We start from the raw sequence: 21,882 nt of genomic DNA on the forward strand, positions 1-21,882 counted from the left end.
GTCACGAGGAACGGCACGGCCGCGTCGTAGATCCCTACGACGCGGCCGTACACCGTCGGTGACGGGTCAGTGCGTCACACGGCGCCCGATCCGGTCAGGGAACGGACCTCCAGCTCCGCGTACTTGCCGGTGTCCGGCTCCTCCTTGCCGACCAGGGACCCGATCCAGCCGAGCAGGAAGCCCAGCGGGATGGAGATCAGCCCCGGGTTCTCCAGGGGGAACCAGTGGAAGTCCACCCCGGGGAACATGGAGGTCGGCTTGCCGGAGACGACCGGCGAGAACAGCACCAGGACGACGGACGAGGTCAGACCGCCGTAGACGGACCAGAGCGCGCCCTGGGTGGTGAACCGCTTCCAGAACAGGCTGTAGAGGATCGTCGGGAGGTTCGCGGAGGCGGCGACCGCGAAGGCCAGCGCCACCAGGCCGGCGACGTTGAGTCCGCGGGCGAAGACGCCGAGTGCGATGGCGATCGCGCCGATGCCGATCGCCGCGTAGCGGGCCGCGTTGACCTCTTCCTTCTCGGTCGCCTGTCCCTTGCGGATGACGTTCACGTAGAGGTCGTGCGCGAACGAGGACGACGAGGCGAGGGTGAGTCCCGCGACGACGGCGAGGATCGTCGCGAACGCCACCGCCGAGATCACCGCGAGCAGGATCGCGCCTCCGGTCGAATCCGCGCCGCCGCCGATCTCCTGGGCCACCAGGAGGGCCGCGGTATTACCCGCCGGGTTCGACTCGACGATCGTCTTCGGGTCGATGAGCGCCGCGGCGCCGAAGCCCAGGGCCAGCGTCATCAGGTAGAAGGAGCCGATGATGCCGATGGCCCAGATGACCGACTTCCGGGCCGCCTGCGCGGTGGGGACGGTGTAGAAGCGGATCAGGATGTGCGGAAGGCCCGCGGTGCCCAGGACGAGGGCGATGCCGAGCGAGATGAAGTCGATCTTCGAGGTGGCCGTGGCGCCGTACTTGAGACCGGGCTCCAGGAACGCGGCACCCTTCCCGCTGTTCTCGGCCGCCTGCCCCAGCAGGCTGGAGATGTTGAAGTCGAATTCGAGCATCACGAGGAACGTGATGAGGAGCGTGCCCGCGATGAGCAGGACCGCCTTCACCATCTGCACCCAGGTGGTGCCCTTCATGCCGCCGATCGTGACGTAGAGGATCATCACGATGCCGACGAGGATGACGATGAGGATCTTGCCCGCCTCGCTGGTGATGCCGAGCAGCAGCGAGACCAGGGCACCGGCACCCGCCATCTGGGCCAGCAGGTAGAAGATCGAGACGACGATCGTGGACGTGCCCGCCGCCGTACGGATCGGGCGCTGGCGCATGCGGTACGCCAGCACGTCGCCCATGGTGAACCGGCCCGAGTTGCGGAGCGGTTCGGCGACGAGCAGCAGGGCGACCAGCCAGGCGACGAGGAAGCCGATGGAGTACAGGAATCCGTCGTAGCCGGAGAGCGCGATGGCGCCGGCGATGCCGAGGAACGACGCCGCCGACATGTAGTCGCCGGAGATCGCGAGACCGTTCTGGAAGCCGGTGAACTGCCGCCCGCCGGCGTAGAAGTCCTCGGCGCCCTTGGTCTGCCGTCCCGCCCAGACCGTGATGACGAGGGTCGCCACGACGAACAGCGAGAAGAGGGTGATGATCAGCGGCCGGTGCTCACCGGTGTCGGCGGCGAGCTGGATGGTCGGGCTCATGACGCGTCACCCTCCATGCGGGACTTGATGGCCTCGGCCCGCGGGTCGAGCTTGGCGGCGGCGTGACGCGCGTACCACCAGGCGATGAGGAAGGTGGTCACGAACTGGGCGACGCCGAGGACGAAGGCGACGTTGATGTTGCCGACGACCTTGGTGCCCATGAACCCGCCCGCGTAGATCGACAGCAGGACGAAGAGCAGGTACCAGGTGATGAAGGCGACCGTGAGGGGAAAGGCGAAGGAGCGGTACGTACGGCGCAATTCGGCGAACTCGGGGCTCGCCTGCACTCCTCGGTACTGCTCCGCGCCCTGCGCCCCCTCCTTCGCGGCGCTCGAGTCGGTAGACACGGGTCTCTCCTGTTGTTGCAACGGGGATGTGTGAGCGGTGGTGGGGTGTGCGGCGGGGATGAGCTAGATCACTTCGGATTCGGCATGCTAGGGCCGGATGGCGGGTTCCGACAGGGGGAGTGGTTGAATTCGACAGGATCGGTCATCCGCAGCCGACACCCACCGCTTTCCTGTTCGTTGACCCCGGTGTGAGCGAGCCGTCGAACCCCCCGCCTTCCGCGCCCGCGCGCCGTCCCTTCGGCATGGTGCAACTGCCAGGCCCGGTCGCAGTTACGCAGGTCAGGCGGGCAAAACCGGGCGCCACCACGAGCGGATCCGGTCAATGGTTCGGTCCGCGGGTGGCCCTGCCGCCGCTGAGCATCGCGGCCCTGCGGACACATGCGTCACGCCATTGAGGCAAAGCACCCCAAAGACGTAAATGCCAGGTATGCCTGGGCTTTTCCGCCATACGGTCCATACAGGCCACGGCTGAGGGGATTCTCGGCCTTTCGCCGGAATCCATTGATCAGATCACCGCATCGGCGCTAGCTTCCGTCGTCATGTACCCGTCCACGCGCACACCCGCGCGCGGGCGGTCTCACGGATGATGTGGAGAACCCATGGCTCCTCTCCGGTCCCGACGCAGTCGCGCCGTCGCGCTGCCCGTCGGACTCGCGCTCACCGCCTCCCTCGGCTTCCTTTCCGGCCCGGCCACCGCCGCCGCTCCGCAGACCGCGGACACGGCCGCCGCGGGAGAAGCCGCCCCGGTGCTGTCGTACGTGGTGAACACCGGTACCGACGCCGCCACGCTCGGGAAGGTGAAGAAGGCGATCACGAAGTCCGGTGGCACCGTGGTCGCCGTGCACGACCGGATCGGGGTGATCGTCGCCCACTCCGCGAACCCCGAGTTCGCCGCGGCCCTGCGCGCGGTGAAGGGCGTCCAGTCGGCCGGTGCCACGCGGACCGCCCCGCTGAAGGCGGCCACCACGACGGAGGTCGGCAAGCCGGAGAAGGTCGCCGAACCGCGTTCGGCCGCCGCGCTCAAGGCCGCGCAGGCCTCCGGCAAGGAACCGCTGGAGTCCCTGCAGTGGGACATCCCCGCGATCCGCGCCGACAAGGCCGCGAAGGTGAACCCGGGCAGCAAGAAGGTGACCGTCGCGGTCATCGACACCGGTGTCGACGACACCCACCCGGACCTGGCCCCGAACTTCTCCGCCAAGCAGTCCGCCAACTGCGTCGGCGGCGTCGCGGACACCCGTAAGGGCGCCTGGCGCCCGTACACCGCCGACGACTACCACGGCACCCATGTGGCGGGCGAGATCGCCGCGGCACGTAACAACGTGGGCGTCGCCGGTGTCGCGCCGGGCGTGAAGGTCTCCTCCATCAAGGTGAGCGAGCCCGAGACGAGCCTGTTCTACGGCGAGGCCGTCGTCTGCGCCTTCATGTTCGCGGCCGACAAGGGCATCGAGGTCACGAACAACAGCTACTACATCGACCCCTGGATGTTCGCCTGCAAGGACGACGCCGACCAGGGCGCCATCGTCGAAGCCGTCAGCAGGGCCGCGAAGTTCGCCGAGCGCAAGGGCGCGCTGCACGTCGCGTCCGCGGGCAACTCCGCCTTCGACCTCTCCGCGAAGTCGATCAAGGACACCTCCAGCCCGAACGACACCACGCCGGCCGAGCGCGACATCGACCCGTCCAAGTGCCTCGACATCCCGACCCAGTTGCCGGGTGTCGTGACGGTGTCCGCGACCGGGCCCAAGGCCCTGAAGTCGTACTACTCCAACTACGGCCTCAACCAGATCGACGTGGCCGGTCCGGGCGGGGACAAGTACCAGGTGCCCGACGCCCCGGCCAAGGACGGACGGATCCTCTCCACGATGCCCGGTGGCGACTACGCCTACCTCCAGGGCACTTCGATGGCCGGACCGCACGTCGCCGGCGTCGCCGCCCTCATCAAGAGCAAGCGGCCCGACGCGAGCCCGCAGGAGATCCAGTGGCTGCTGAAGGCGCAGGCGGACAATCCCGCGTGCCCGACGGAGCCGTACGACCCCGACGGCGACGGCAAGGTCAACGCCGAGTGCACGGGCACGCAGCACATCAACAGCTTCTACGGCTTCGGCATCGTCGACGCGCTCGACGCGGTCAAGAAGTGACCGCTGCTGCGCCGGCACGCCGTCGCCGTCCGCCGCATGAAAGCACCTCAGTTTCCGTGATTTCTCCGACCTTTCACGACTTCCGAAGATGCTCGTGACTGCTTCGACCGAAGTGGAGACCCCATGACCGAGCGCTCAGCCGGACGCTCACGACGTGCCGTCGTCATCCCGGCCAGCATGGTCCTGACCACCGCACTCGCCTTCCTCCCCGCCTCGGCCAGCGCCGCGCCTGCGGAGGCCCCGGGCACCACCGCGGCGGCCGCGACGACGAAGGCCGCGGCCAGCGGTGAGAAGCTCAGCTACGTCGTCAACGTCCGGCCCGGGGAGGCTTCGTCCTCCGCGATGAAGAAGGCGATATCCAAGGCCGGCGGAGCGATTGTGCAGGCCTACGACCAGATAGGCGTCATCGTCGCCCACTCCTCCGACGCGTACTTCGCCGAGAAGATCCGCAAGGCCCGCGGGGTCGACTCGGCCGGCGCGACGCGTACGGCCCCGCTGCCCGCGCAGGGCACGACCGACACCGGCGCCCCCAAGCTGCTGAGCGACGCGCAGGCCAAGGCGGCGGCACGGCAGGCGGACGACGACGAGGACCCGCTGCAGCCCCTCCAGTGGGACCTTCCCGCCATCAAGGCGGACAAGGCGCACGAGAAGTCGCTGGGCAGCGACCGCGTCACCGTCGCCGTCATCGACACGGGTGTGGACGACACCCACCCCGACATCGCCCCCAACTTCGACCGCAAGGCGTCCGTCAACTGCGTGACGGGCAAGCCGAACACGGCCGACGGGGCCTGGCGCCCGAACGCCCAGGAGAGCCCGCACGGCACGCACGTCGCCGGTGAGATCGCCGCCGCGAAGAACGGTGTCGGCGTCACCGGTGTCGCCCCGGGCGTCAAGGTCTCCGGCATCAAGGTGTCCACCGAGGCCGGGTTCTTCTACACCGAGGCGGTCGTCTGCGGCTTCATCTGGGCCGCGGAGCACGGTGTCGAGGTGACCAACAACAGCTATTACACCGACCCGTGGTACTTCAACTGCGTTGACGACCCCGACCAGAAGGCGCTGGTCGAGGCCATCACGCGGGCCACGCGGTTCGCGGAGCGCAAGGGCGCGGTGAACGTCGCCGCGGCGGGCAACGAGAACTACGACCTCGCGGCCGACTCCATCACCGACCCGGTGAGCCCCAACGACACCACTCCGGTCGAGCGCGAGGTCGACCCGAGCGAGTGCTTCGACATCCCGACCCAGCTCCCGGGTGTGGTGACGGTGTCCTCCACCGGGGCCAAGGGACTGAAGTCCTCGTTCTCCAACCACGGTCTGGGCGTGGTCGACATCGCCGCCCCCGGCGGCGACAGCACCGCCTACCAGCCCCCGGCCCCGCCGGCCACCAGCGGCCTCATCCTCGGACCGCTGCCCGGAGGCGGCTACGGCTACATGGCCGGCACGTCCATGGCCTCCCCGCACGTCGCGGGTGTGGCCGCGCTCATCAAGAGCACCCACCCGAAGGCGTCCCCGAAGACGGTCAAGGCCCTGCTGAAGAAGCAGGCCGACGACATGGCGTGCCAGGACCCGTACGACATCGACGGGGACGGCCAGGCGGACGCGGTGTGCGAGGGCCCCAAGAGCAACAACGGCTTCTACGGAGCCGGGATTGCGGACGCCCTGGACGCGGTGAAGAAGTAGCGAGGAAGGACTGGGCCGTGACGACGTCGCCGTCGTGACGGAGCGGTCCTGGTGGGGCGGCACCCCGGATCGGGGGTGCCGCCCTTCGCGCTGTCACGGTGCGCGGGGGCGTCCCCCGCGCCCAACTCCCGCTGTTCCGACTGCCGTTACGGTACGGCCGCCCCGCTCGCCGGGGAGTCCGCGGGCTCGACGGCGGCCGCGGGTGCCGTACGGACCGCGGGCGGGGGTTGAGCGGCGTCCTGAGCGGGAGCGGGGGCGGGGGCAGGGGCGGGGGCAGGCGCATCGGCGGGCTGCCAGCCCGGTCCCCGCAGCACGCGCCCCGCGCGCTCGCTCCACGTACGCGCCGCGCGCACGTCGCGCGCGATGGCGGCGTACTCGTGCGTGGCCACCCGCAGCGGGTTGAAGGTGGAGATGTTCTTGGTGAGGCCGTAGACCGGGCGCTCGGTCTCGGGTGCGAACGAGCCGAAGAGCCGGTCCCAGACGATGAGGATCCCGCCGTAGTTGCGGTCCAGATAGCCGCCCTGGCTGGCGTGGTGGACGCGGTGGTGGGACGGGGTGTTGAAGACGTACTCGATGGGCCGGGGCAGTTTTCCGATGCGCTCGGTGTGGATCCAGAACTGGTACACGAGACTGACCGAGGACAGGAACGCCAGCGCCACCGGGTGGACGCCGAGGGCGATCAGCGGCACGTAGAACGGCCAGACCGTCCAGGAGGTCCAGGGCTGGCGCAGCGCGGTCGAGAGGTTGAACTTCCGGCTGGAGTGGTGCACCACGTGGCAGGCCCACAGGATGCGGATGACGTGGTGTCCGCGGTGGGACCAGTAGTAGAAGAAGTCCTGCACGAGCAGCATGAGCAGGATCGTCCACCAGAGCACCGGCACGCGGACCGGGGTCAGTTCGTAGATCGCGGCATAGATCGCCACGATCGGGATCTTCCACAAGAGGTCCCAGAACAGGCTGCCGAGCCCCATCCCGAGGCTGGTCGCCGCGTCCTTGGCCTCGTAGCCGGCGGCGTCCTCGTCGGGGTGCAGGCGGTAGCTCACCGCCTCCAGGACGGTGAGCAGAATGAAGGCGGGAATGGACCACAGCACGACATCGGGCAAGTGCGGCATGGCCGCACCATAGAGCGGAGCGAGTCGCTCCGCCAGGGGTCGTTACCGATCGGTATAGGACCGGGGCACCAGGAGTTCGTGCGCGACCCGGAGCCTGATCATGGTCCGGGACGGCCCGCCGGCGGGAGCGGAGCGACGTGGACGGGGGCGCGGACGCGGAATGGACGCGGCGCGAGCGGCGGACGTACCGCACGGGATCGCACCCGCCGCCCGACGCCTGATGCTCCGTCATGTCACCGCTGCGGCCCGGTGGTCGGCGCTGTCCCACCCGGGCCGTATTCTCGTGGACCATGCTCGACAACCGCATCGCCTCCGTACCGTCCCCCGCGCAGGAACCCGCGCCCCCGGTGCGGGACACGATGCGGGACCGGGTGCCGGCGGAGGCGTGGCCGGAGACGTATCCGCCGGGCTATGCGGTCGTCGACGTCGAGACGACGGGCCTCGCGCGCAACGACCGCATCGTCTCGGCCGCGGTCTACCGGCTCGACGCCCGGGGCGATGTGGAGGACCACTGGTATTCGCCGGTCAATCCACAGCGCGACCCGGGCCCCGTGTGGATCCATGGCCTCACCAGTGCGGTCCTGGAGAGCGCCCCGCTCTTCCCGGAGATCGCCGACGCCTTCGCCGAACGCCTCGACGGCCGCGTACTCGTCGCGCACAACGCCGTCTTCGACTGGTCGATGATTGCCCGCGAGTACGCCCGCGCCGACCGCGCCGTCCCCGTGCGGCAGCGGCTGTGCACCATCGCGCTCTCCAAGGAGCTCGCCCTCCCCCTCCCCAACCACCGGCTGGAGACCCTGGCCGCGCACTACGGCGTCGAGCAGCGGCAGGCGCACCACGCGCTGGACGACGCCCGGGTGCTGGCCGAGACGTTCCGGCCGAGCCTGCATCTGGCGGCGGAGGCGGGCGTGCGCCTGCCCCTGCTCGCCTGCCAGCCGCTCACGGAGTGGTCGGACGCGCCGCCCCCGCCGGGCCGCCGGGGCTCCTACCGTCCGGGCACCTGGCGCCAGAGCGTCAAACGTCCGCCCTGCCCGTACCCCAACCCGGGGCGGTACGAGCCGGGCCGGCGGCTCGTCCAGGGCATGCGGGTGGCGTTCTCCGGCGACACCTCGGTGGACCGCGAACTCCTGGAGGAGCGCGCCTTCGAGGCCGGACTGCACATCGCGAACAGCATCTCCCGGCTCACCAGCCTGCTCGTGACCAACGACCCCGGTTCGGGCACCACGAAGACCCGCAAGGCCGGCTCCTTCGGCACCCCGGTCATCGACGAGGCGGCCTTCATGCAACTGCTCCAGGACGTGGCCCCGGCGCCCTCGTCCGAGTGAACGGCACACGACGCGCCCGGTGTCCGTTCCCTCCGCGGAGCCCGGCACCCGCACCCTGTGCCCCATGGCCAATTGTGAGGTTTGCGGAAACGACTACGGTATGACCTTCGAGGTGCACGCCCAGGGCGCGGTGCATGTCTTCGACTGCTTCGCCTGTGCCATCGCCAAGATGGCCCCGGTGTGCGAGCACTGCACGACCAGCATCATCGGCCAGGGTGTGGAGGCCGACGGCCACTTCTACTGCGGGGCGCACTGCGCCCGCGAAGAGGGGAAGGTGGGCCTGGTCGACCGCGTATGACCCACCCCCGCCCGCCGAGCACCCCGCGACCGAGTTGTACGGTCGTGGGGTGTACCGCTTCCTGTTGTCCCGGCAGTGGGTGATGCTCACCCTCTTCGCGCTCGCGCTCATCCCCGTGATGATCGAGCTGGGCTTCTGGCAGCTTCACCGCCACGAGCACCGCGTCGCCCGCAACGAGCAGATCACGCGGAGCCTCGACGCCCCCGCCGCCCCGGTGGGCGAGCTCTCCGCTCCGGGCCGTGCGGTGGACCCCGCGGACTCCTGGCGCACGGTCACCGCCATCGGCACGTACGACACCCGGCACGAGGTCGTGATCCGGCAGCGGACCGCCGCCGACGAGAAGAGCATCGGCTACTACGTCCTCACCCCGCTGGTCATGAAGGACGGCCGGGCGGTACTGGTCAACCGCGGCTGGATCCCCGCCGGCGGAGACCTGACGAAGTTCCCCGAGGTCCCGGCGGCACCGACCGGGCAGGTCGAGGTCACGGGGCGCCTGATGCCGGACGAGACGACCTCGAACAGCGGCATCAAGGACAAGCCGGGACTGCCCCCGCGCCAGCTCATGCTGATCAACAGCCGCGAGCGGACCGGCCCCGTCGGCAAGCCGGTGCTCGGCGGCTACATCCAGCTCACCGGCACCTCGCCGAAGGCCTCAGGGAAGCAGCCGGAGCCCGTACCCGCCCCGGACCACAGCAGCATCGGGCCGCACATGGCGTACGCGATCCAGTGGTGGCTGTTCGCGGCAGGGGTCCCGGTCGGCTGGGTCGTGCTGGTGCGCCGCGAGCGCAAGGACCGCCTCGCCGCGGCCGAGCGACCGGAGCAGGAGCAGGTCGCGGTCCCGGCCTGAGGCCGGTGACCACGTTCCGCCGACGTGTCGCGGCCTTGCCGGCCTCCCTCCGGTGCGCCCGCCGACGGTCGTCCACAGGCCTCGCGTCGTCGCCGGGCGATGGGTCACCATGTGGGGCATGGATCTTGAACTGAAGGACCGGGTGTACGTCGTCACCGGCGCCTCGCGCGGGCTGGGCCTGGCCGCCGCGCGCGAACTCGTCGGCGGCGGGGCGAAGGTGGTGCTCAGCAGCCGCGACGAGCAGGCCGTCACGGAGGCGGCGGCGGAGTTCGGGCCCGACGCGGCCGCCGTCGCGGCGGACAACGCCGATCCGGATGTGGCCGAGCGCCTCATCGCCACGGCCCGCGCCCGCTTCGGCCGATTCGACGGTGTCCTGATCAGCGTGGGCGGCCCGCCTCCCGGGACGGGCGCGGACACCACGGACGAGCAGTGGCGTGCGGCCTTCGAGTCCGTCTTCCTCGGTGCCGTACGGCTCGCGCGGACCGCCGCGGCCGAGCTCTCCGAGGGCGGCGTGATCGGCTTCGTCCTCTCCGGCTCCGTCCATGAGCCGATCCCCATGCTGACGATCTCCAACGGCCTGCGGCCGGGGCTCGCGGGCTTCGCCAAGTCCTTGTCCGTGGAGCTGGGGCCGCGCGGGATCCGGGTGGTCGGGCTGCTGCCTGGCCGTATCGACACCGACCGGATCCGGGAGCTCGACGCGCTCTCCGGCGACCCGGAGGCGGCCCGGGCGCGCACGTCGGCGGCCGTCCCGCTCCGGCGGTACGGCAGACCGGACGAGTTCGGGAAGGCCGCGGCGTTCCTCCTCTCCCCCGCCGCGTCCTACATCACGGGAGTGATGCTCCCGGTCGACGGCGGATCACGGCACGGCTTCTGACCGGCGGCGCCGCCGCACGGGCCGCGATCGCGTTGCGCGCCCGCCGACCCGGCTGCCCGGTCCGTGGGCGGATTCGGGCGGGGCGGCGCGGTGCTGTGCCCACGCCCGCCCGGGGCCGCGGGGACGTGACCGGCGGGGCGTACCGGCGCCGCGTCCGGGTCCGTGCCGCCGTCAGAGGACGCGGTCCGCGGAGTGGCGCACCGCGCGGAAGTGGAACTCCGCCGGGAGACGGTCCAGTCCCGCGGAGTCGCGGGCATGGGCCAAGGCCTCCGCGGTCAGGCGGCCCAGTGCGTCGGCGGGGGCGGCATGGGGTTCCAGGAGGAGCGCGCCGTGCGCCTCGGGCTGCGTACGGCGGCGGCCCGTCAGCACCATCTGCGCCCGGGAGACACCGTCGAGCGACTCCGCCTCCGCGTTCAGCACCTGCTCCATGGCCCGTCCCCGGAGCAGTGCGCCCGCGCCGTCCCCGCTGTCCACGAGCACCTCGCGCAGGCGGCGACGCCGCAGTTGGGCCAGGAACCACCACAGCATCAGCACGAGCAGGACGGTGAGCACCGCGAACACGGTCGGCCACCACCACCCGTCGCCGCGGTACCGGGTACGGTCGGCCTCACTCAGCAGGACGTCGTCCGGTCCGGTGAACGGCCACCAGCCCGGCAGCTCGAATCCCCAGTGCCGCGGCAGGTCCAGCCCGGTGACCAGAATGGATCCGCCCAGCACGAAGAGCGCCAGTCCGAGCAGGCCGAGCAGGACGCGGTTGATGATCCTCAGCATCGTCCCGTCACCTCTTCGCCGGACGTCGTACGTGAACGGACAGGGCGAGCGGCCGGACCAGGCCGAGTTCGTCGAGGCCGACGGCCAGGGCGGCGCCCAGATCGGTGCGCACCGTGTCGAGGTCGCGGAAGTGGGCCGTGGCGCGGACCTTGACGCGGCGTCGGCTGACACCGACGCGTACGGTCTGGACGCCGGACACCTCCATCGCCCGGTCGCGGAGGACGAGCACGGCCGCGGCCCGGTGGAGTCCCGCGCGGACGTCGTCGCCACCCCTGACGTTCGCGGGCCTGCGCATGGTGAGCAGCCCCCGCAGGCCGGGGGTGAGCACGAGCAGCAGCAGCCACAGCCCGATCGCCGTCGCGGCGGCCGCTCCGCCGATCATCCAGCCGCCGTCCAGCGGCTGTTCCGCGAGTCCGTCGGCGAGCCCGCGGCGCCACTCCATCGCCGTCCGGCCGGAGCGCACGGCGGCGACGTCGTAGAGGGCGAGGCCGAGAGCCGCCGTCGCGACGGCGGCCACGGCGACCGCCGGGCCTCGGCGCTCGGACCAGAACCTGCGCGGCTTGCCGTCCGTGTTCGCGCCCTCGTAGTCGGCCGCGGAGGAGGACTGCTCCAGGTCGGATCCCCCGCCCGACGCGGATCGGCGGCCGGAGCCGGACGCCCGGTCCGAGCCGGGGTCGTCGCCCGGGCCGGGGGCGTCGCCCGGGCCGGGGGCGCGCTCCACGATCGGCATGCGCCGCGTACTGCCTGTGGACCCGGCCGCGTCGTCCGCGTCCGGGGCGCGGTCGCTCATGTGACCCTCCCCTGCTCCGTGGCCCGCGACTGCTCGGAGTGCAGCCGTTCCACGGACACGGAGACCTCGGGCACGTCCATGCCCGCCAGGGCACGTACCCGCTCCATGACGTCACGACGCACGACTCCGCACTGCGCACCGATGTCGCAGGGATAGCCCAGCTCCACGGCGATCCGGATCCGCGCCTCACCGAACGGAGGCAGCGCCCCGCCCTGATCCGGTGCGCGACGCAGGGAGACCGTCGCGTGCGGCCTGCGCTCCGCGGGCACCCACTGCGCCGCCGGGGCTCCTTCCAGCGCCTCCTTGGCGGCACGCGCGGCGATCTTCGCGACGACCCGGTCCGCGATACGGGTGTCCCCCCGCTCCCCTGCGGCCACGGGCCCGCGCACCGGCTCCGCCGCCGCGACGGGCTCCTCCGGCACCGCCGCTCACCGCCGCCTGTCGTCGCGGGGACGGAAGAAGTCGCCGAGCTCCAGGTCGCCCTCGAGAAGCCGGCCGACCACGAGTCCGACGATGCCCAGCGCCCCCACCAGCAGGAACGCACCGAACCCGCCGAAGTATCCGGCGAAACCCAGCGCCATGCCGGCGATCATGCCGATCAGGGCCATGCTCATCGTGCGCTCCTTCGGTCGTGCCTGCGCCGTGCGGCGGTCCGTCCCCTCCGGCTGCGGCTACTGGATGCGCGGCCCCTCTTCCTCGTCCTCCTCGTCGGGCAGCTTCACATCGCTGACCGCGATGTTGACCTCGACGACCTCGAGACCTGCCATGCGTTCCACCGCGGAGATCACGTTCTCCCGTACGGCCCGGGAGACGTCGGCGATCGACACCCCGTAGTCGACGACGATCTCCATGTCGAGCGCCGTCTGCACCTCACCGACCTCGGCCCGGACCCCGCGGGTGAGCTGCGGCTTCCCGCCCGGCACCCGGTCGCGCACGGCGCCGAAGGTGCGGGAGCCGCCGAGCGCGTGGACGCCGAAGACGTCACGGGCCGCGAGAGCGGCGATCTTCTCCACCACCCCGTCGGCGATGGTGGTACGGCCACGGGTGGCCGGATCCCCTCCACCTCGCGCGGTGCCCAGCGGCTTCTTGGCGGGCTCGCTCGCGGACGGGGATTCGGGTGTCTCGGTCCGTTTCCGCTGAGCGGTCTCGGGCATGTCCGGGCCATCCCTTCCGAGGTGAGAAGCGCGATATTGCTTCTTTGCCCACATTAAGTGTGAATCTTTCGTGCCGCTCCGGGGACGGGGCAGGCGTGGGACGGCACGCTGTACCCCGTACCGGCGGGTCGCGGGACGGCGAACCGGCCGGTGAAACTGATGCGCTGTGCAGGAGCCGAGGAAAGTGAGGCCCGGTGGTCACGGACGTGTGGACCGACGCCGTGCGGCAACAGCTGGGGCTGGGAAGGATCCTGCCGCTCGGTGAACCAAGCGACGGCACGTGGATCACGGAGCGGGCCGCGGCCGGGGTGCTGCGCCGGGCCGCAGACGGGCTGCACGGCGTACGGACCGGCCGGATCCGGCTCTCCCTCGCCGACCCCGGCGCGTCCGGCAAGCCCGAGGTGCCGCCACCGGCGAGTGCGCTGCCGCCGGGACCGCTTCGCGTGGAGGCGGAGTTCGCGGCGTGGACGCGTCAGTCGCTCCCGGCCACGGCGGAGCGGCTGCGTGAGCTGCTGCTGGCGGCCGCCGAGCACGACCTCGGACTGGAAGTGAAGGCCGTCGACCTCCGTGTCACCGATCTGCTGGACGGCGAGCCGGGCCCCGGGGAGCCGCCGGATCCGGACAGCCGAGGACGGGACGAGCGGGAGGGCATCGAGCACGGTCGGGACGCGCACCTCGGCGGCCGGGACGGGGACACCACGGCGCCGGCCGGCCGGAGCACACCGGACGACGAGGGCTCACAGCGCGGAGGGGCGGAGCCCGGCACCGTACGCCACGTGACCGATGCCGTCCTCGCCGTCCCGGGCGTGACCCGGCTCGCCCCGGCGCTCGGCGGACTCGCCCGCGCCGTACGGTTCCACGACGAGGACGAGCCCCAACGGCGCCATGTCGAGGTGCAGTTGGCGACCGCGCTCGGCCATCGCGCGCTGGACGTCACCCGCTCCGTGCGCTCGGCCGTGACCGCCGCGGCCGCTGCCGACACGGCCGCCCTGGTGAGCGTCGCCGTCGTCGTCACCGCGGTGGAGCAGCCGTGATCCGGGCGGGGGTCCCCCGCCCCGGATCGGCGTCGCTGTGATGAGGGCGCGGGCGACCGGGGGGCGCGGTCACCGATGCGCCCGGCAGGAGCGCTCGTCTCGTCGGACACCCGCCCGGGGCATCCGCTCAACTCCCTTGAATTCAGGCCCCGTTGACGACGTCGCTCAGTCGCCGGCACCCGCGAGGTCACGGAGGCGCCGGGCCTGCGCACCCCGCTCGGCCACCCGCTGCTCCTCGTACGTGCGCTCCGCCGTACCGCGCAGCAGCGCCTTCGTCTCGACCACGGCATCACGGGGTGCGGCGAGCAGCGCTGCCGTCAGGTCCGCCACCGCGCCATCGAGTTCGGCGGCCGGCACGACGAGGTTGGCGAGGCCGGTGCGCTCGGCTTCCTCGGCCTGGACGAAGCGCCCGGTGACGCAGATCTCCAGGGCGCGGGCGTAGCCCACGAGCCCGACGAGCGGGTGCGTGCCGGCCAGGTCGGGGACCAGGCCGAGGCTGGTCTCGCGCATCGCGAACTGCACATCGTCGGCGACGACGCGGAGGTCACAGCCGAGCGCGAGCTGGAAGCCCGCGCCGATGGCATGCCCCTGCACCGCGGCGACGGAGACGACGTCGTTCCGCCGCCACCAGGTGAACGCCTCCTGGTACTCGGCGATGGTCGCGTCCAGATCGGCGTCGGAACCGCGCGCGAGGTCGATGAACGACGGTTCGCCGTCGAAGCCCTCCGGCGTGAACGCCTGCCGGTCGAGCCCCGCCGAGAAGGACTTGCCCTCACCGCGCAGCACGACCACACGGACGCTGCCCGGCAGGATGCGTCCGGCCTCGGTCAACGCACGCCACAGGGCGGGCGATTGGGCGTTGCGCTTGTCGGGGTTCGCGAGGGTCACCGTGGCGACGGTTGCCGCGTCGTCGACGGTGAGCCGTACGCCGTCCTTGTCCAGCAGGGTCATGGGTGCCTCCGGATGGGCCGCAGTCGCGGGTCGACGATCGGGTCGACCCTACTGCACAGTAACCACCCGGGCGATCGGCGGACCGACCGGGTGGCACTGCCCAATTCCTGCCGGGGGTGCCTCGTCAGGAGGCGGGAGCCTTCTTGCCCCGAGTGGCTCCACCACGACCACGGAGGGTCACCCCGGACTCGCTCAGCATCCGGTGAACGAACCCATACGAGCGACCGGTCTCCTCGGCCAGCGCTCGGATGCTCGCACCGGAGTCGTACTTCTTCTTCAGGTCAGCCGCGAGCTTTTCGCGCGCGGAGCCGGTCACCCGGCTGCCCTTCTTCAGAGTCTCGGCCACCCGTGCCTCCTCATGGGAAGTGCGCTCTGGACTTCTCATGATCACCCCTAGGGGGCCGTCTGGCCACCCATTCGGCAAGGTCTCTGCGACGAGCTTCGCGCCGTCGCAGCGCACAGCCACAATCGGACTCAGCGATTCCGTGCAGCGCGGACATCGTCACTGTGTGCAGTCGGTCAAGAACGTCCAGGTCAGCGCAGGCAGCCTCGGTCGCCATCCGACCGGCGGAGGTCTGGACCACGACGGGCGGGGCCGACCGAGGCGGCGCGCCGGATGATGACCTTGACTCACTCAGATGACGGATCACGCCTAGGCCGAATGATCCATACGAAGTGGATCAGGTGACGAAGCCGAAGTGGATCAGGCGAGCGCGACGAGATCCGCGTAGTCGTCCCCCCACAGGTCCTCGACGCCGTCGGGCAGCAGGATGATCCGCTCCGGATGGAGCGCGTCCACCGCGCCCTCGTCGTGCGTCACCAGCACCACGGCCCCGGTGAAAGTGCGCAGCGCGCCGAGGATCTCCTCGCGGCTGGCGGGGTCGAGGTTGTTGGTGGGCTCGTCGAGGAGGAGCACGTTGGCCGAGGACACCACGAGGGTGGCCAGCGCGAGCCGGGTCTTCTCACCGCCGGACAGGACGGACGCGGGCTTGTCCACGTCGTCGCCGGAGAAGAGGAACGAGCCCAGCGTCTTGCGGATCTCGACGAGATCCATGTCCGGGGCGGCCGACCTCATGTTCTCCAGGACCGTGCGGTCCGGGTCCAGGGTCTCGTGCTCCTGCGCGTAGTAGCCGAGCTTGAGGCCGTGGCCGGGCGTGACCATCCCGGTGTCGGGCTGCTCGACCCCGGCCAGCAGCCGCAGCAGCGTCGTCTTTCCCGCGCCGTTGAGGCCCAGGATCACGACCCGGGACCCCTTGTCGATGGCCAGGTCGACGTCGGTGAAGATCTCCAGCGAGCCGTAGGACTTGGACAGCCCCTCGGCGGTGAGCGGCGTCCTGCCGCAGGGCGCGGGGTCGGGGAAGCGCAGCTTGGCGACCTTGTCGCTGCGGCGCTCGTCCTCCAGCCCGGACAGGAGCTTCTCGGCGCGGCGGGCCATGTTCTGGGCGGCCACGGTCTTGGTGGCCTTGGCCCGCATCTTGTCGGCCTGGGAATTGAGGGCCGCGGCCTTCTTCTCGGCGTTGGCGCGCTCGCGCTTGCGGCGCTTCTCGTCGTCCTCGCGCTGCTGGAGGTACTTCTTCCAGCCCATGTTGTAGATGTCGATCTGCGAGCGGTTGGCGTCCAGGTAGAAGACCTTGTTGACGACCGTCTCGACGAGCTGGATGTCGTGGGAGATGACCACGAAACCGCCGCGGTAGGTCTTGAGGAAGTCCCGCAGCCAGAAGATCGAGTCGGCGTCGAGGTGGTTCGTGGGCTCGTCGAGCAGCAGGGTGTCGGCGTCCGAGAAGAGGATCCGGGCCAGCTCGACGCGGCGGCGCTGACCGCCGGAGAGGGTGTGCAGGGGCTGGCTGAGCACCCGGTCAGGGAGGTTCAGGCTGGCGGCGATGGTCGCGGCCTCGGCCTCGGCCGCGTACCCGCCCTTGGTCAGGAACTCGGTCTCCAGGCGCTCGTACTTCTTCATCGCGCGCTCGCGGGTGGCCCCCTGGCCGGTGGACATCCGCTCCTCGTTCTCGCGCATGCGGCGCAGCACGGTGTCCAGGCCGCGCGCGGAGAGGATGCGGTCGCGGGCCATGACGTCGAGGTCGCCGGTGCGCGGGTCCTGCGGGAGGTACCCGACCTCGCCGCCGCGCGTGACGGTGCCCGAGGCGGGGATGCCCTCGCCCGCGAGGACCTTCGTGAGGGTGGTCTTGCCGGCGCCGTTGCGCCCGACGAGACCGATGCGGTCGCCCTTGGCGATACGGAAGGAGGCGGACTCGATGAGGATGCGGGCGCCGGCGCGCAACTCGAGGCCGGTGGCGGTGATCACGGAAAGACTCCAGGGCAGCAGAAGAGGGCGTCGGGCGGGGGGTGGGACGGCCGCGCACGCAGCGCACCGGCAGGGGGCCGGGCGGCGTCGGCGGAGCGGCGACGCCGTCTAATGCACAAGGAGAATTGCCATGAGAGGAAGTCTAGCGGTGCCTTGCAACTGCTTTTCCGGGCCGAACACCCCCGTGCCGCCGCTGAGGAGGGCCGTCGCCGTGAGGCGCGGCGAGCCGACGTGACGTGTTTCACGCATACTCCGGCTCGTCGGCGGCACGAACGCCCCGCGGCGGGCGGCACGGCCCTGGGCGAGGGTCCGGTCGTCGTCCTCCTGCACGCCGGAGGTCCCGACCGCTGGAGCCTGCTGCCGCTCGCGCGTCGCCTCCGTGACCGCTTCACCGTGCTCCTGCCGGACATCCGCGGCTACGGGACGCCGGTGTGCGCCGACCCCTCCCGCCACACCTGGCAGCAGTAAACGAACGACGTGTTCGCGCTGCTCGACCGGGCGGGCGCGGGGCACGCGGCCGTCGGCGGCACGGGGCTCGGCTCGACCAGGCGATCCGGGCGGCGATCGACCGGCCGGAGCGCATCACGGCGGGCCGATCCTCGACTTCCTGGTGAGGATTCACGCCGACGTGCTCTGAACCGGGGTGCCGTGTCCGGCCCCGGTGGAGTGGCGTCGGCCGCCGCTACGCCTCTCCGGTGTGCACCTGGAAGGCCGCCCTGCGCACGGCCTTGGCGAGCGCAGGGTCGGGGTGCGCGGCGGCGAGGGCAACCAGCACCTGCACCGTACGGGGGTGGCCGACGGCCCGTACCTCCTGAAGCAACGCCGGGACCGTGCCCTGCACGGCGGAGTCCAAGTGCCGTACGAGCAGGGGCGCTTCGCCGTGGTCGGCGACGGCGGCCGCGGTGTCGATCCACAGCCAGGTGGCCTCTTCGCGGGTGAGTACCGCGAGCGGGTCGTCCGGGTCGACGCCTTCCTGCTCGGCGAGCCACATCAACGCGTAGGGGCGCAGGCCCGGTTCGTCGACGACGGACCGCACGGCGGGCTCGGCGGGCGCACCGACGACGCGCAGCGCCTCGAAGGCGAGCCCTCGCAGCAGGGCGTCGTCCCCACGGGCGGCGTCGAGGAGTTCGGAGACGGCGCTGCCGCTGGGGCGGGCGGCGAGCCAGGCCCGGTACTCGTCCCGCGCGGGGCCCGGGGTGAGGCGGGCGCAGCCGCGCAGCATGTCCTCGGCGGACCGCTCGATGTTCCCTGCGGGGCTCTGCGCGGCCACGCAGATCTGCTCCAGCTTGACCCACACCGCCCAGTTGCCGAGCGGGGTGAGCCGGGCCTGGCCGTCGCCCACGGTCAGGGCGCCGACGCTGACCAGGGCGTCCAGGGCCCAGTCCAGCAGCGCCCCGGACGGCGGGCCTTCGGCGGCGGGCGTCCCGGCTTCAGGGGTCCCGGCCGCCGGAGGACCGGCCTCCGGCGCACGGCCATCGGGCGTGCGGGGCTCGGGCGTCCGGAGCTGGGGTGGTGCTTCGGGCGTGCGTGCTCCGGGCGTCCCCGCTCCGAACGTCCCGACTCCGGGGTGGCGGACCACACCGTCCGGGACGGCGGCTTCGGCCGCCGCGCGCGGCTCGGGAATGCCGCCGCCGTAGGGCACTTCGCAGCGCTCGGTGCGCAGTTCCGCGATGCGCTGCTCCAGCAGGTCCTGGAGCGCCGAGACCAGGAAGGCGCCCTCGGAGAGCTGCAGCAGGGACAGCAGCTGCGGCACGGCCTCGACGACCTCGGCCACGGGCGCGGGCGCGAAGGCGGAGGGCGCGGGGTGCGCGATGGACCAGGCGTCGAACAGCGCGACCCAGCCGCGGAGCACCGCACCGTCGTCGCGGTCCCAGGCCTGCAGCCGCCAGCCGGAGCGGGCGGTGTCACCGTGCAGTTCGACGAGTCCGGCGAGGCGCGCCCGGTCCCAGTCGGCCTGCACCTGGTGCGGCGTCAGCTTCAGCGACGCCGCGGCGCTTTCGGCCGCCTCGGCGCTGAGCGTGCCGCTGTCTCCGGGCGGCAGACAGGCACCGCGGCCGCACTCCGTGTCCGCCCAGCGCGCGATCCGTACCGCGTCGGCGAGCTCCGCCCGCGCCTGGCGCGCGAGTTCGGCCCGCGGCGGTGTGCCCTCGGGCGGCCGCGGCGCGGTGCGGGGGCGCCGGTTCGGCACGGCCCGGCGGGCGGCGGTCATCGGTCGGCGGGGGACGAGGCGGAGCCGGGAGTCGCGCGGGGTACGGGACGTCACGGGGGCAGTCTTCCCGCTGGCGGCCGGAAAGCCCAATCGGAATCCGGCCGCACGTATCCGGCGGGCTCCGTGCACCGGCCGCGCGGTGGCTCCGACCTGCGGGTGCGCACGGCCCGCGGGCACGTCGTCGCGCAGGGCACGGCCCCGGGAACCCGTGACCGTACGGGCGTCACATCTCGGGGACCGGTGTCCCCCGCACGGGGAAGGGCGCGCGGCGGGCGGGGCTACGAGCAGGTGTCGAGCAAGCCTCGAGCAAGCGCCGAGCAGGAATCGGGCAGGCATCGGGCAAGCGCCCACCCGGCCCGGCGGGGACGGCATCGCAAGGCGCGGGACTACATGAGGGGTGTCAGGAAGCGCCGGAGCGTCTCCTCGTACCCCTCCTGGTCCGCGTTCCACATGGACGCGTGCGGCGCGTGGTCGACCGTGTGGAGCGTGACGAGGTCGGGCCGGGCGTCGGCGAGCTCCTGCGAGGGACCCCACGGGGCGATGCCGTCGTCGGGTCCGTGCAGGATCAGCGTCGGTACGGTCATCCGCGCGGGGTCGAAGGATCCGGTCAGCGGCCCGCCGTCCAGTCCCGTACGCCCTTGGGCGGCGCGGACGGCCAGCGGGAGCAGCAGCCCCGGGGTGCCGTCCGCCGAGGCGAGGGCGCGTACGGTGGCGCGCCAGTCGAGGACCGGCGAGTCGAGCACCAGGCCCTTGATCCGGGTGCGCAGGGCTGACCGGGCAGCGGCATGGAGGGCCATCGTGGCGCCCGTCGACCAGCCGTACAGCACGACGGTCTCGGCGCCGTACCGCACCGCGTAGCGGATCGCCGCGTCCAGGTCGCGCCACTCCGTGTCGCCTAGGTGGCCGATGCCGTCCGGGGGACGCGGGGCGCCGAGGTCGCCGCGGTAGGCGAGGTCGAGCACGGGGACGCCCTGCTGGTGCAGGAAGGGCAGGGCCACCATGGGGTGTTCGCGGGTGGTGCCGAGGCCGTGCACGGTGATGACCCAGGTGTCGCGGGCGCCCGGTACGAACCAGGCGGGCAGCGGGCCGAGTTCACCGGGCACGTCGACGTCGGCGTGGTCCAGCCCGAGCGCGTCGCGCGGGTTGCCGATGTGGACCTGCGGGGTGAGGTAGAGGCGCGCGCCCTGCTTCAGCGCGCCGTGCGTGACCCCTTCGAGACGGCGCACGACGCAGTCGGGCGGGTGCGGCGCGGAGTCCACGACGGGTCCGACGACGGCGTGGGACTCGCCTCCGGTCAGCCCGTACGTGCCCGGCCGCACGGACGCCAGACTGCGGGTCAGGGTGACCCGGTCGCCGTCCGCGGCGTGCACGGTGAGGGGCGGGTCGGCCGGCAACGGGCGGGTGCGCGCCGGTTTCAGGGCAGCGTCACAGGCGTACCGTCCGGCCGCCACGGCGGCGGCTCCGGCACCGAGCACGGTGGTGGCGGCCGCGGCCGCCGCAGAACGCAGGCGCATCCGTCCCAGTGTGGTCGGCCGCGGGGCGCGCGGCCAGCGGGATGACACCGTCCGGGAGCGGGGCTTCGCCCTCCGGCCCTCTCACGCCCGCCCTGGCCCCCTGGCCCTCCGGTGTCAGCCCGCGCCGCCGGACTGGCCGTAGCCGCGGAGCTTCTCCCCCGCCTCCGCGAGCCGTTCCGGCGACAGCAGGCTGGGCTCGCGCCCCGGCACGCCGTGCGCGGCCAGCCAGACGCGGCACATCCACTCCAGGTTCGCGGTGCGGTCGTACGCCTCGTCGAGGCTCGCCCCGTACGCCACGGTGCCGTGGTTCTGCAGCAGGCAGGCGCTGCGGTCGCGGAGGGCGGACAGCATGTTCTCGGCCAATTCGTCGCTGCCGTACAGCGCGTAGGGAGCGACGCGCGCGGGGCCGCCGAGCGTGGCCGTCAGGTAGTGGATGGGCGGCAGCTCGGTCACGAGCGTGGAGACGGCCGTGGCGTGGACGGCGTGGGTGTGGACGATCGCCGTGGCCGCGGTGGTGCGGTAGACGGCAAGATGCATGGGCAGTTCGCTGGTGGGCTTCAGCTCGCCGAGGATCTGGCGCCCGGAGAGGTCGACGGCGGTCGCGTCCTGGGCGGCCAGCCGTTCGTACGGGACCCCGGTCGGGGTGACGAGCACGATGTCCCCGACCCGTACGGAGACGTTGCCCGAGGTGCCGACCACCAGGCCGTCGGCAACGGTGCGGCGGGCCGTGGCGACCAGGTCGGCCCAGGCCTCGTTCACCGGCGTCGGCCGTTCCAGCGATTCCATGCGTTCACCTCGAAGTCAGTGATCTGTTTCACAGCGTTGGGCGAGACAGCCGTCACCAGGGA

22 protein-coding genes are annotated in these 21,882 nt (G+C 72.1%); 8 read left to right on the forward strand and 14 right to left on the reverse strand.

What is annotated here, in order from left to right; genetic code table 11:
- Positions 1–74: 74 nt before the first annotated feature.
- Together ABZ822_RS14860 and ABZ822_RS14865 are read right to left on the reverse strand one after the other, a co-directional pair.
- Positions 75–1,694, reverse strand: coding sequence for a cation acetate symporter (locus ABZ822_RS14860; RefSeq protein ID WP_360852548.1), 1,620 nt, complete (start codon positions 1,692–1,694; stop codon positions 75–77).
- Positions 1,691–1,981, reverse strand: a complete 291-nt coding sequence (locus tag ABZ822_RS14865; RefSeq protein ID WP_360853327.1) for a DUF485 domain-containing protein — start codon at positions 1,979–1,981, stop codon at positions 1,691–1,693. Before ABZ822_RS14865 ends, ABZ822_RS14860 begins: the two co-directional genes overlap by 4 nt.
- Positions 1,982–2,640: 659 nt before the next feature.
- Between ABZ822_RS14865 and ABZ822_RS14870 the strand changes: the two genes are divergently transcribed.
- Both ABZ822_RS14870 and ABZ822_RS14875 read left to right on the forward strand, forming a co-directional pair.
- Positions 2,641–4,176, forward strand: coding sequence for a S8 family serine peptidase (locus ABZ822_RS14870; protein WP_360852551.1), 1,536 nt, complete (start codon positions 2,641–2,643; stop codon positions 4,174–4,176).
- Positions 4,177–4,299: 123 nt separating this feature from the next.
- Positions 4,300–5,853, forward strand: a complete 1,554-nt coding sequence (locus ABZ822_RS14875) for a S8 family serine peptidase (protein ID WP_360852554.1) — start codon at positions 4,300–4,302, stop codon at positions 5,851–5,853.
- A 146-nt stretch (positions 5,854–5,999) separates the two neighbouring features.
- On the opposite strand, the gene ABZ822_RS14880 is transcribed toward ABZ822_RS14875, so the two are convergent.
- Positions 6,000–6,965, reverse strand: a complete 966-nt coding sequence (locus ABZ822_RS14880; protein ID WP_360852557.1) for a sterol desaturase family protein — start codon at positions 6,963–6,965, stop codon at positions 6,000–6,002.
- Between the two features lie 290 nt (positions 6,966–7,255).
- Here ABZ822_RS14880 and ABZ822_RS14885 point away from each other — a divergent pair, with 290 nt between their 5' ends.
- From ABZ822_RS14885 to ABZ822_RS14900, 4 genes are all read left to right on the forward strand, one after another.
- On the forward strand, positions 7,256–8,290 hold the full coding sequence (locus tag ABZ822_RS14885; protein WP_360852560.1) for a DEDDh family exonuclease: 1,035 nt from the start codon (positions 7,256–7,258) through the stop codon (positions 8,288–8,290).
- 64 nt (positions 8,291–8,354) lie between these two features.
- Positions 8,355–8,588 carry a hypothetical protein gene (locus ABZ822_RS14890; RefSeq protein WP_360852563.1) on the forward strand — a complete coding sequence of 78 codons (234 nt, stop codon included), beginning with the start codon at positions 8,355–8,357 and terminating at the stop codon, positions 8,586–8,588.
- Positions 8,589–8,637: 49 nt separating this feature from the next.
- The gene (locus ABZ822_RS14895) at positions 8,638–9,435 is read left to right on the forward strand and encodes an SURF1 family protein (protein ID WP_360852566.1); all 798 of its coding nucleotides are present in this window, start codon (positions 8,638–8,640) and stop codon (positions 9,433–9,435) included.
- Between the two features lie 118 nt (positions 9,436–9,553).
- Complete coding sequence (locus ABZ822_RS14900) at positions 9,554–10,309, forward strand: SDR family oxidoreductase (protein ID WP_360852569.1); 756 nt, start codon at positions 9,554–9,556, stop codon at positions 10,307–10,309.
- Positions 10,310–10,480: 171 nt separating this feature from the next.
- Here the strand turns inward: ABZ822_RS14900 and amaP are convergent, their stop codons facing one another.
- From amaP to ABZ822_RS14925, 5 genes are read right to left on the reverse strand one after another with little or no spacing between them, the layout of a single operon-like run.
- Positions 10,481–11,080, reverse strand: a complete 600-nt coding sequence (gene amaP / locus ABZ822_RS14905; protein ID WP_360852572.1) for an alkaline shock response membrane anchor protein AmaP — start codon at positions 11,078–11,080, stop codon at positions 10,481–10,483.
- Between the two features lie 7 nt (positions 11,081–11,087).
- Positions 11,088–11,870: a DUF6286 domain-containing protein gene (locus tag ABZ822_RS14910; protein WP_360852575.1), complete on the reverse strand. Its 783-nt coding sequence runs from the start codon at positions 11,868–11,870 to the stop codon at positions 11,088–11,090.
- Positions 11,867–12,292, reverse strand: coding sequence for a hypothetical protein (locus ABZ822_RS14915; protein WP_360852577.1), 426 nt, complete (start codon positions 12,290–12,292; stop codon positions 11,867–11,869). Before ABZ822_RS14915 ends, ABZ822_RS14910 begins: the two co-directional genes overlap by 4 nt.
- Before the next feature lie 6 nt (positions 12,293–12,298).
- On the reverse strand, positions 12,299–12,484 hold the full coding sequence (locus ABZ822_RS14920) for a hypothetical protein (protein WP_360852580.1): 186 nt from the start codon (positions 12,482–12,484) through the stop codon (positions 12,299–12,301).
- Positions 12,485–12,541: 57 nt separating this feature from the next.
- The gene (locus ABZ822_RS14925) at positions 12,542–13,024 is read right to left on the reverse strand and encodes an Asp23/Gls24 family envelope stress response protein (protein WP_360852583.1); all 483 of its coding nucleotides are present in this window, start codon (positions 13,022–13,024) and stop codon (positions 12,542–12,544) included.
- Positions 13,025–13,218: 194 nt separating this feature from the next.
- Between ABZ822_RS14925 and ABZ822_RS14930 the strand changes: the two genes are divergently transcribed.
- Positions 13,219–14,058, forward strand: coding sequence for a hypothetical protein (locus ABZ822_RS14930; RefSeq protein ID WP_360852586.1), 840 nt, complete (start codon positions 13,219–13,221; stop codon positions 14,056–14,058).
- Between the two features lie 165 nt (positions 14,059–14,223).
- Here ABZ822_RS14930 and ABZ822_RS14935 read toward each other — a convergent pair whose 3' ends face one another.
- From ABZ822_RS14935 to ABZ822_RS14945, 3 genes are all read right to left on the reverse strand, one after another.
- The gene (locus tag ABZ822_RS14935) at positions 14,224–15,009 is read right to left on the reverse strand and encodes an enoyl-CoA hydratase/isomerase family protein (protein ID WP_360852589.1); all 786 of its coding nucleotides are present in this window, start codon (positions 15,007–15,009) and stop codon (positions 14,224–14,226) included.
- A 124-nt stretch (positions 15,010–15,133) separates the two neighbouring features.
- The gene (locus ABZ822_RS14940; protein ID WP_055472015.1) at positions 15,134–15,355 is read right to left on the reverse strand and encodes a helix-turn-helix domain-containing protein; all 222 of its coding nucleotides are present in this window, start codon (positions 15,353–15,355) and stop codon (positions 15,134–15,136) included.
- Positions 15,356–15,712: 357 nt separating this feature from the next.
- Positions 15,713–17,311, reverse strand: coding sequence for an ABC-F family ATP-binding cassette domain-containing protein (locus ABZ822_RS14945; protein WP_360852592.1), 1,599 nt, complete (start codon positions 17,309–17,311; stop codon positions 15,713–15,715).
- 231 nt (positions 17,312–17,542) lie between these two features.
- Here ABZ822_RS14945 and ABZ822_RS14950 point away from each other — a divergent pair, with 231 nt between their 5' ends.
- Positions 17,543–17,779 carry an alpha/beta fold hydrolase gene (locus ABZ822_RS14950; RefSeq protein ID WP_360852595.1) on the forward strand — a complete coding sequence of 79 codons (237 nt, stop codon included), beginning with the start codon at positions 17,543–17,545 and terminating at the stop codon, positions 17,777–17,779.
- Between the two features lie 214 nt (positions 17,780–17,993).
- Here the strand turns inward: ABZ822_RS14950 and ABZ822_RS14955 are convergent, their stop codons facing one another.
- The 3 genes from ABZ822_RS14955 to ABZ822_RS14965 form a co-directional block, all read right to left on the reverse strand.
- On the reverse strand, positions 17,994–19,520 hold the full coding sequence (locus ABZ822_RS14955) for a hypothetical protein (RefSeq protein ID WP_360853330.1): 1,527 nt from the start codon (positions 19,518–19,520) through the stop codon (positions 17,994–17,996).
- A gap of 386 nt (positions 19,521–19,906) precedes the next feature.
- Positions 19,907–21,034, reverse strand: coding sequence for an alpha/beta fold hydrolase (locus tag ABZ822_RS14960; protein WP_360852598.1), 1,128 nt, complete (start codon positions 21,032–21,034; stop codon positions 19,907–19,909).
- Positions 21,035–21,148: 114 nt separating this feature from the next.
- Positions 21,149–21,820: a class II aldolase/adducin family protein gene (locus ABZ822_RS14965; protein ID WP_360852601.1), complete on the reverse strand. Its 672-nt coding sequence runs from the start codon at positions 21,818–21,820 to the stop codon at positions 21,149–21,151.
- Between the last annotated feature and the right edge of the window lie 62 nt (positions 21,821–21,882).

This window comes from Streptomyces sp. NPDC047108 (genome assembly GCF_040643575.1).
Taxonomy (GTDB): domain Bacteria; phylum Actinomycetota; class Actinomycetes; order Streptomycetales; family Streptomycetaceae; genus Streptomyces.

Excerpts from the sequence above, each read along its gene's own strand:
- ABZ822_RS14860 (WP_360852548.1), bottom strand. The coding sequence starts at position 1,694 with ATGAGCCCGACCATCCAGCTCGCCGCCGACACCGGTGAGCACCGGCCG.
- ABZ822_RS14870 (WP_360852551.1), top strand. The coding sequence starts at position 2,641 with ATGGCTCCTCTCCGGTCCCGACGCAGTCGCGCCGTCGCGCTGCCCGTC.
- ABZ822_RS14875 (WP_360852554.1), top strand. The coding sequence starts at position 4,300 with ATGACCGAGCGCTCAGCCGGACGCTCACGACGTGCCGTCGTCATCCCG.
- ABZ822_RS14880 (WP_360852557.1), bottom strand. The coding sequence starts at position 6,965 with ATGCCGCACTTGCCCGATGTCGTGCTGTGGTCCATTCCCGCCTTCATT.
- ABZ822_RS14885 (WP_360852560.1), top strand. The coding sequence starts at position 7,256 with ATGCTCGACAACCGCATCGCCTCCGTACCGTCCCCCGCGCAGGAACCC.
- ABZ822_RS14890 (WP_360852563.1), top strand. The coding sequence starts at position 8,355 with ATGGCCAATTGTGAGGTTTGCGGAAACGACTACGGTATGACCTTCGAG.
- ABZ822_RS14900 (WP_360852569.1), top strand. The coding sequence starts at position 9,554 with ATGGATCTTGAACTGAAGGACCGGGTGTACGTCGTCACCGGCGCCTCG.
- amaP (WP_360852572.1), bottom strand. The coding sequence starts at position 11,080 with ATGCTGAGGATCATCAACCGCGTCCTGCTCGGCCTGCTCGGACTGGCG.
- ABZ822_RS14910 (WP_360852575.1), bottom strand. The coding sequence starts at position 11,870 with ATGAGCGACCGCGCCCCGGACGCGGACGACGCGGCCGGGTCCACAGGC.
- ABZ822_RS14920 (WP_360852580.1), bottom strand. The coding sequence starts at position 12,484 with ATGAGCATGGCCCTGATCGGCATGATCGCCGGCATGGCGCTGGGTTTC.
- ABZ822_RS14925 (WP_360852583.1), bottom strand. The coding sequence starts at position 13,024 with ATGCCCGAGACCGCTCAGCGGAAACGGACCGAGACACCCGAATCCCCG.
- ABZ822_RS14935 (WP_360852589.1), bottom strand. The coding sequence starts at position 15,009 with ATGACCCTGCTGGACAAGGACGGCGTACGGCTCACCGTCGACGACGCG.
- ABZ822_RS14955 (WP_360853330.1), bottom strand. The coding sequence starts at position 19,520 with ATGACCGCCGCCCGCCGGGCCGTGCCGAACCGGCGCCCCCGCACCGCG.
- ABZ822_RS14960 (WP_360852598.1), bottom strand. The coding sequence starts at position 21,034 with ATGCGCCTGCGTTCTGCGGCGGCCGCGGCCGCCACCACCGTGCTCGGT.
- ABZ822_RS14965 (WP_360852601.1), bottom strand. The coding sequence starts at position 21,820 with ATGGAATCGCTGGAACGGCCGACGCCGGTGAACGAGGCCTGGGCCGAC.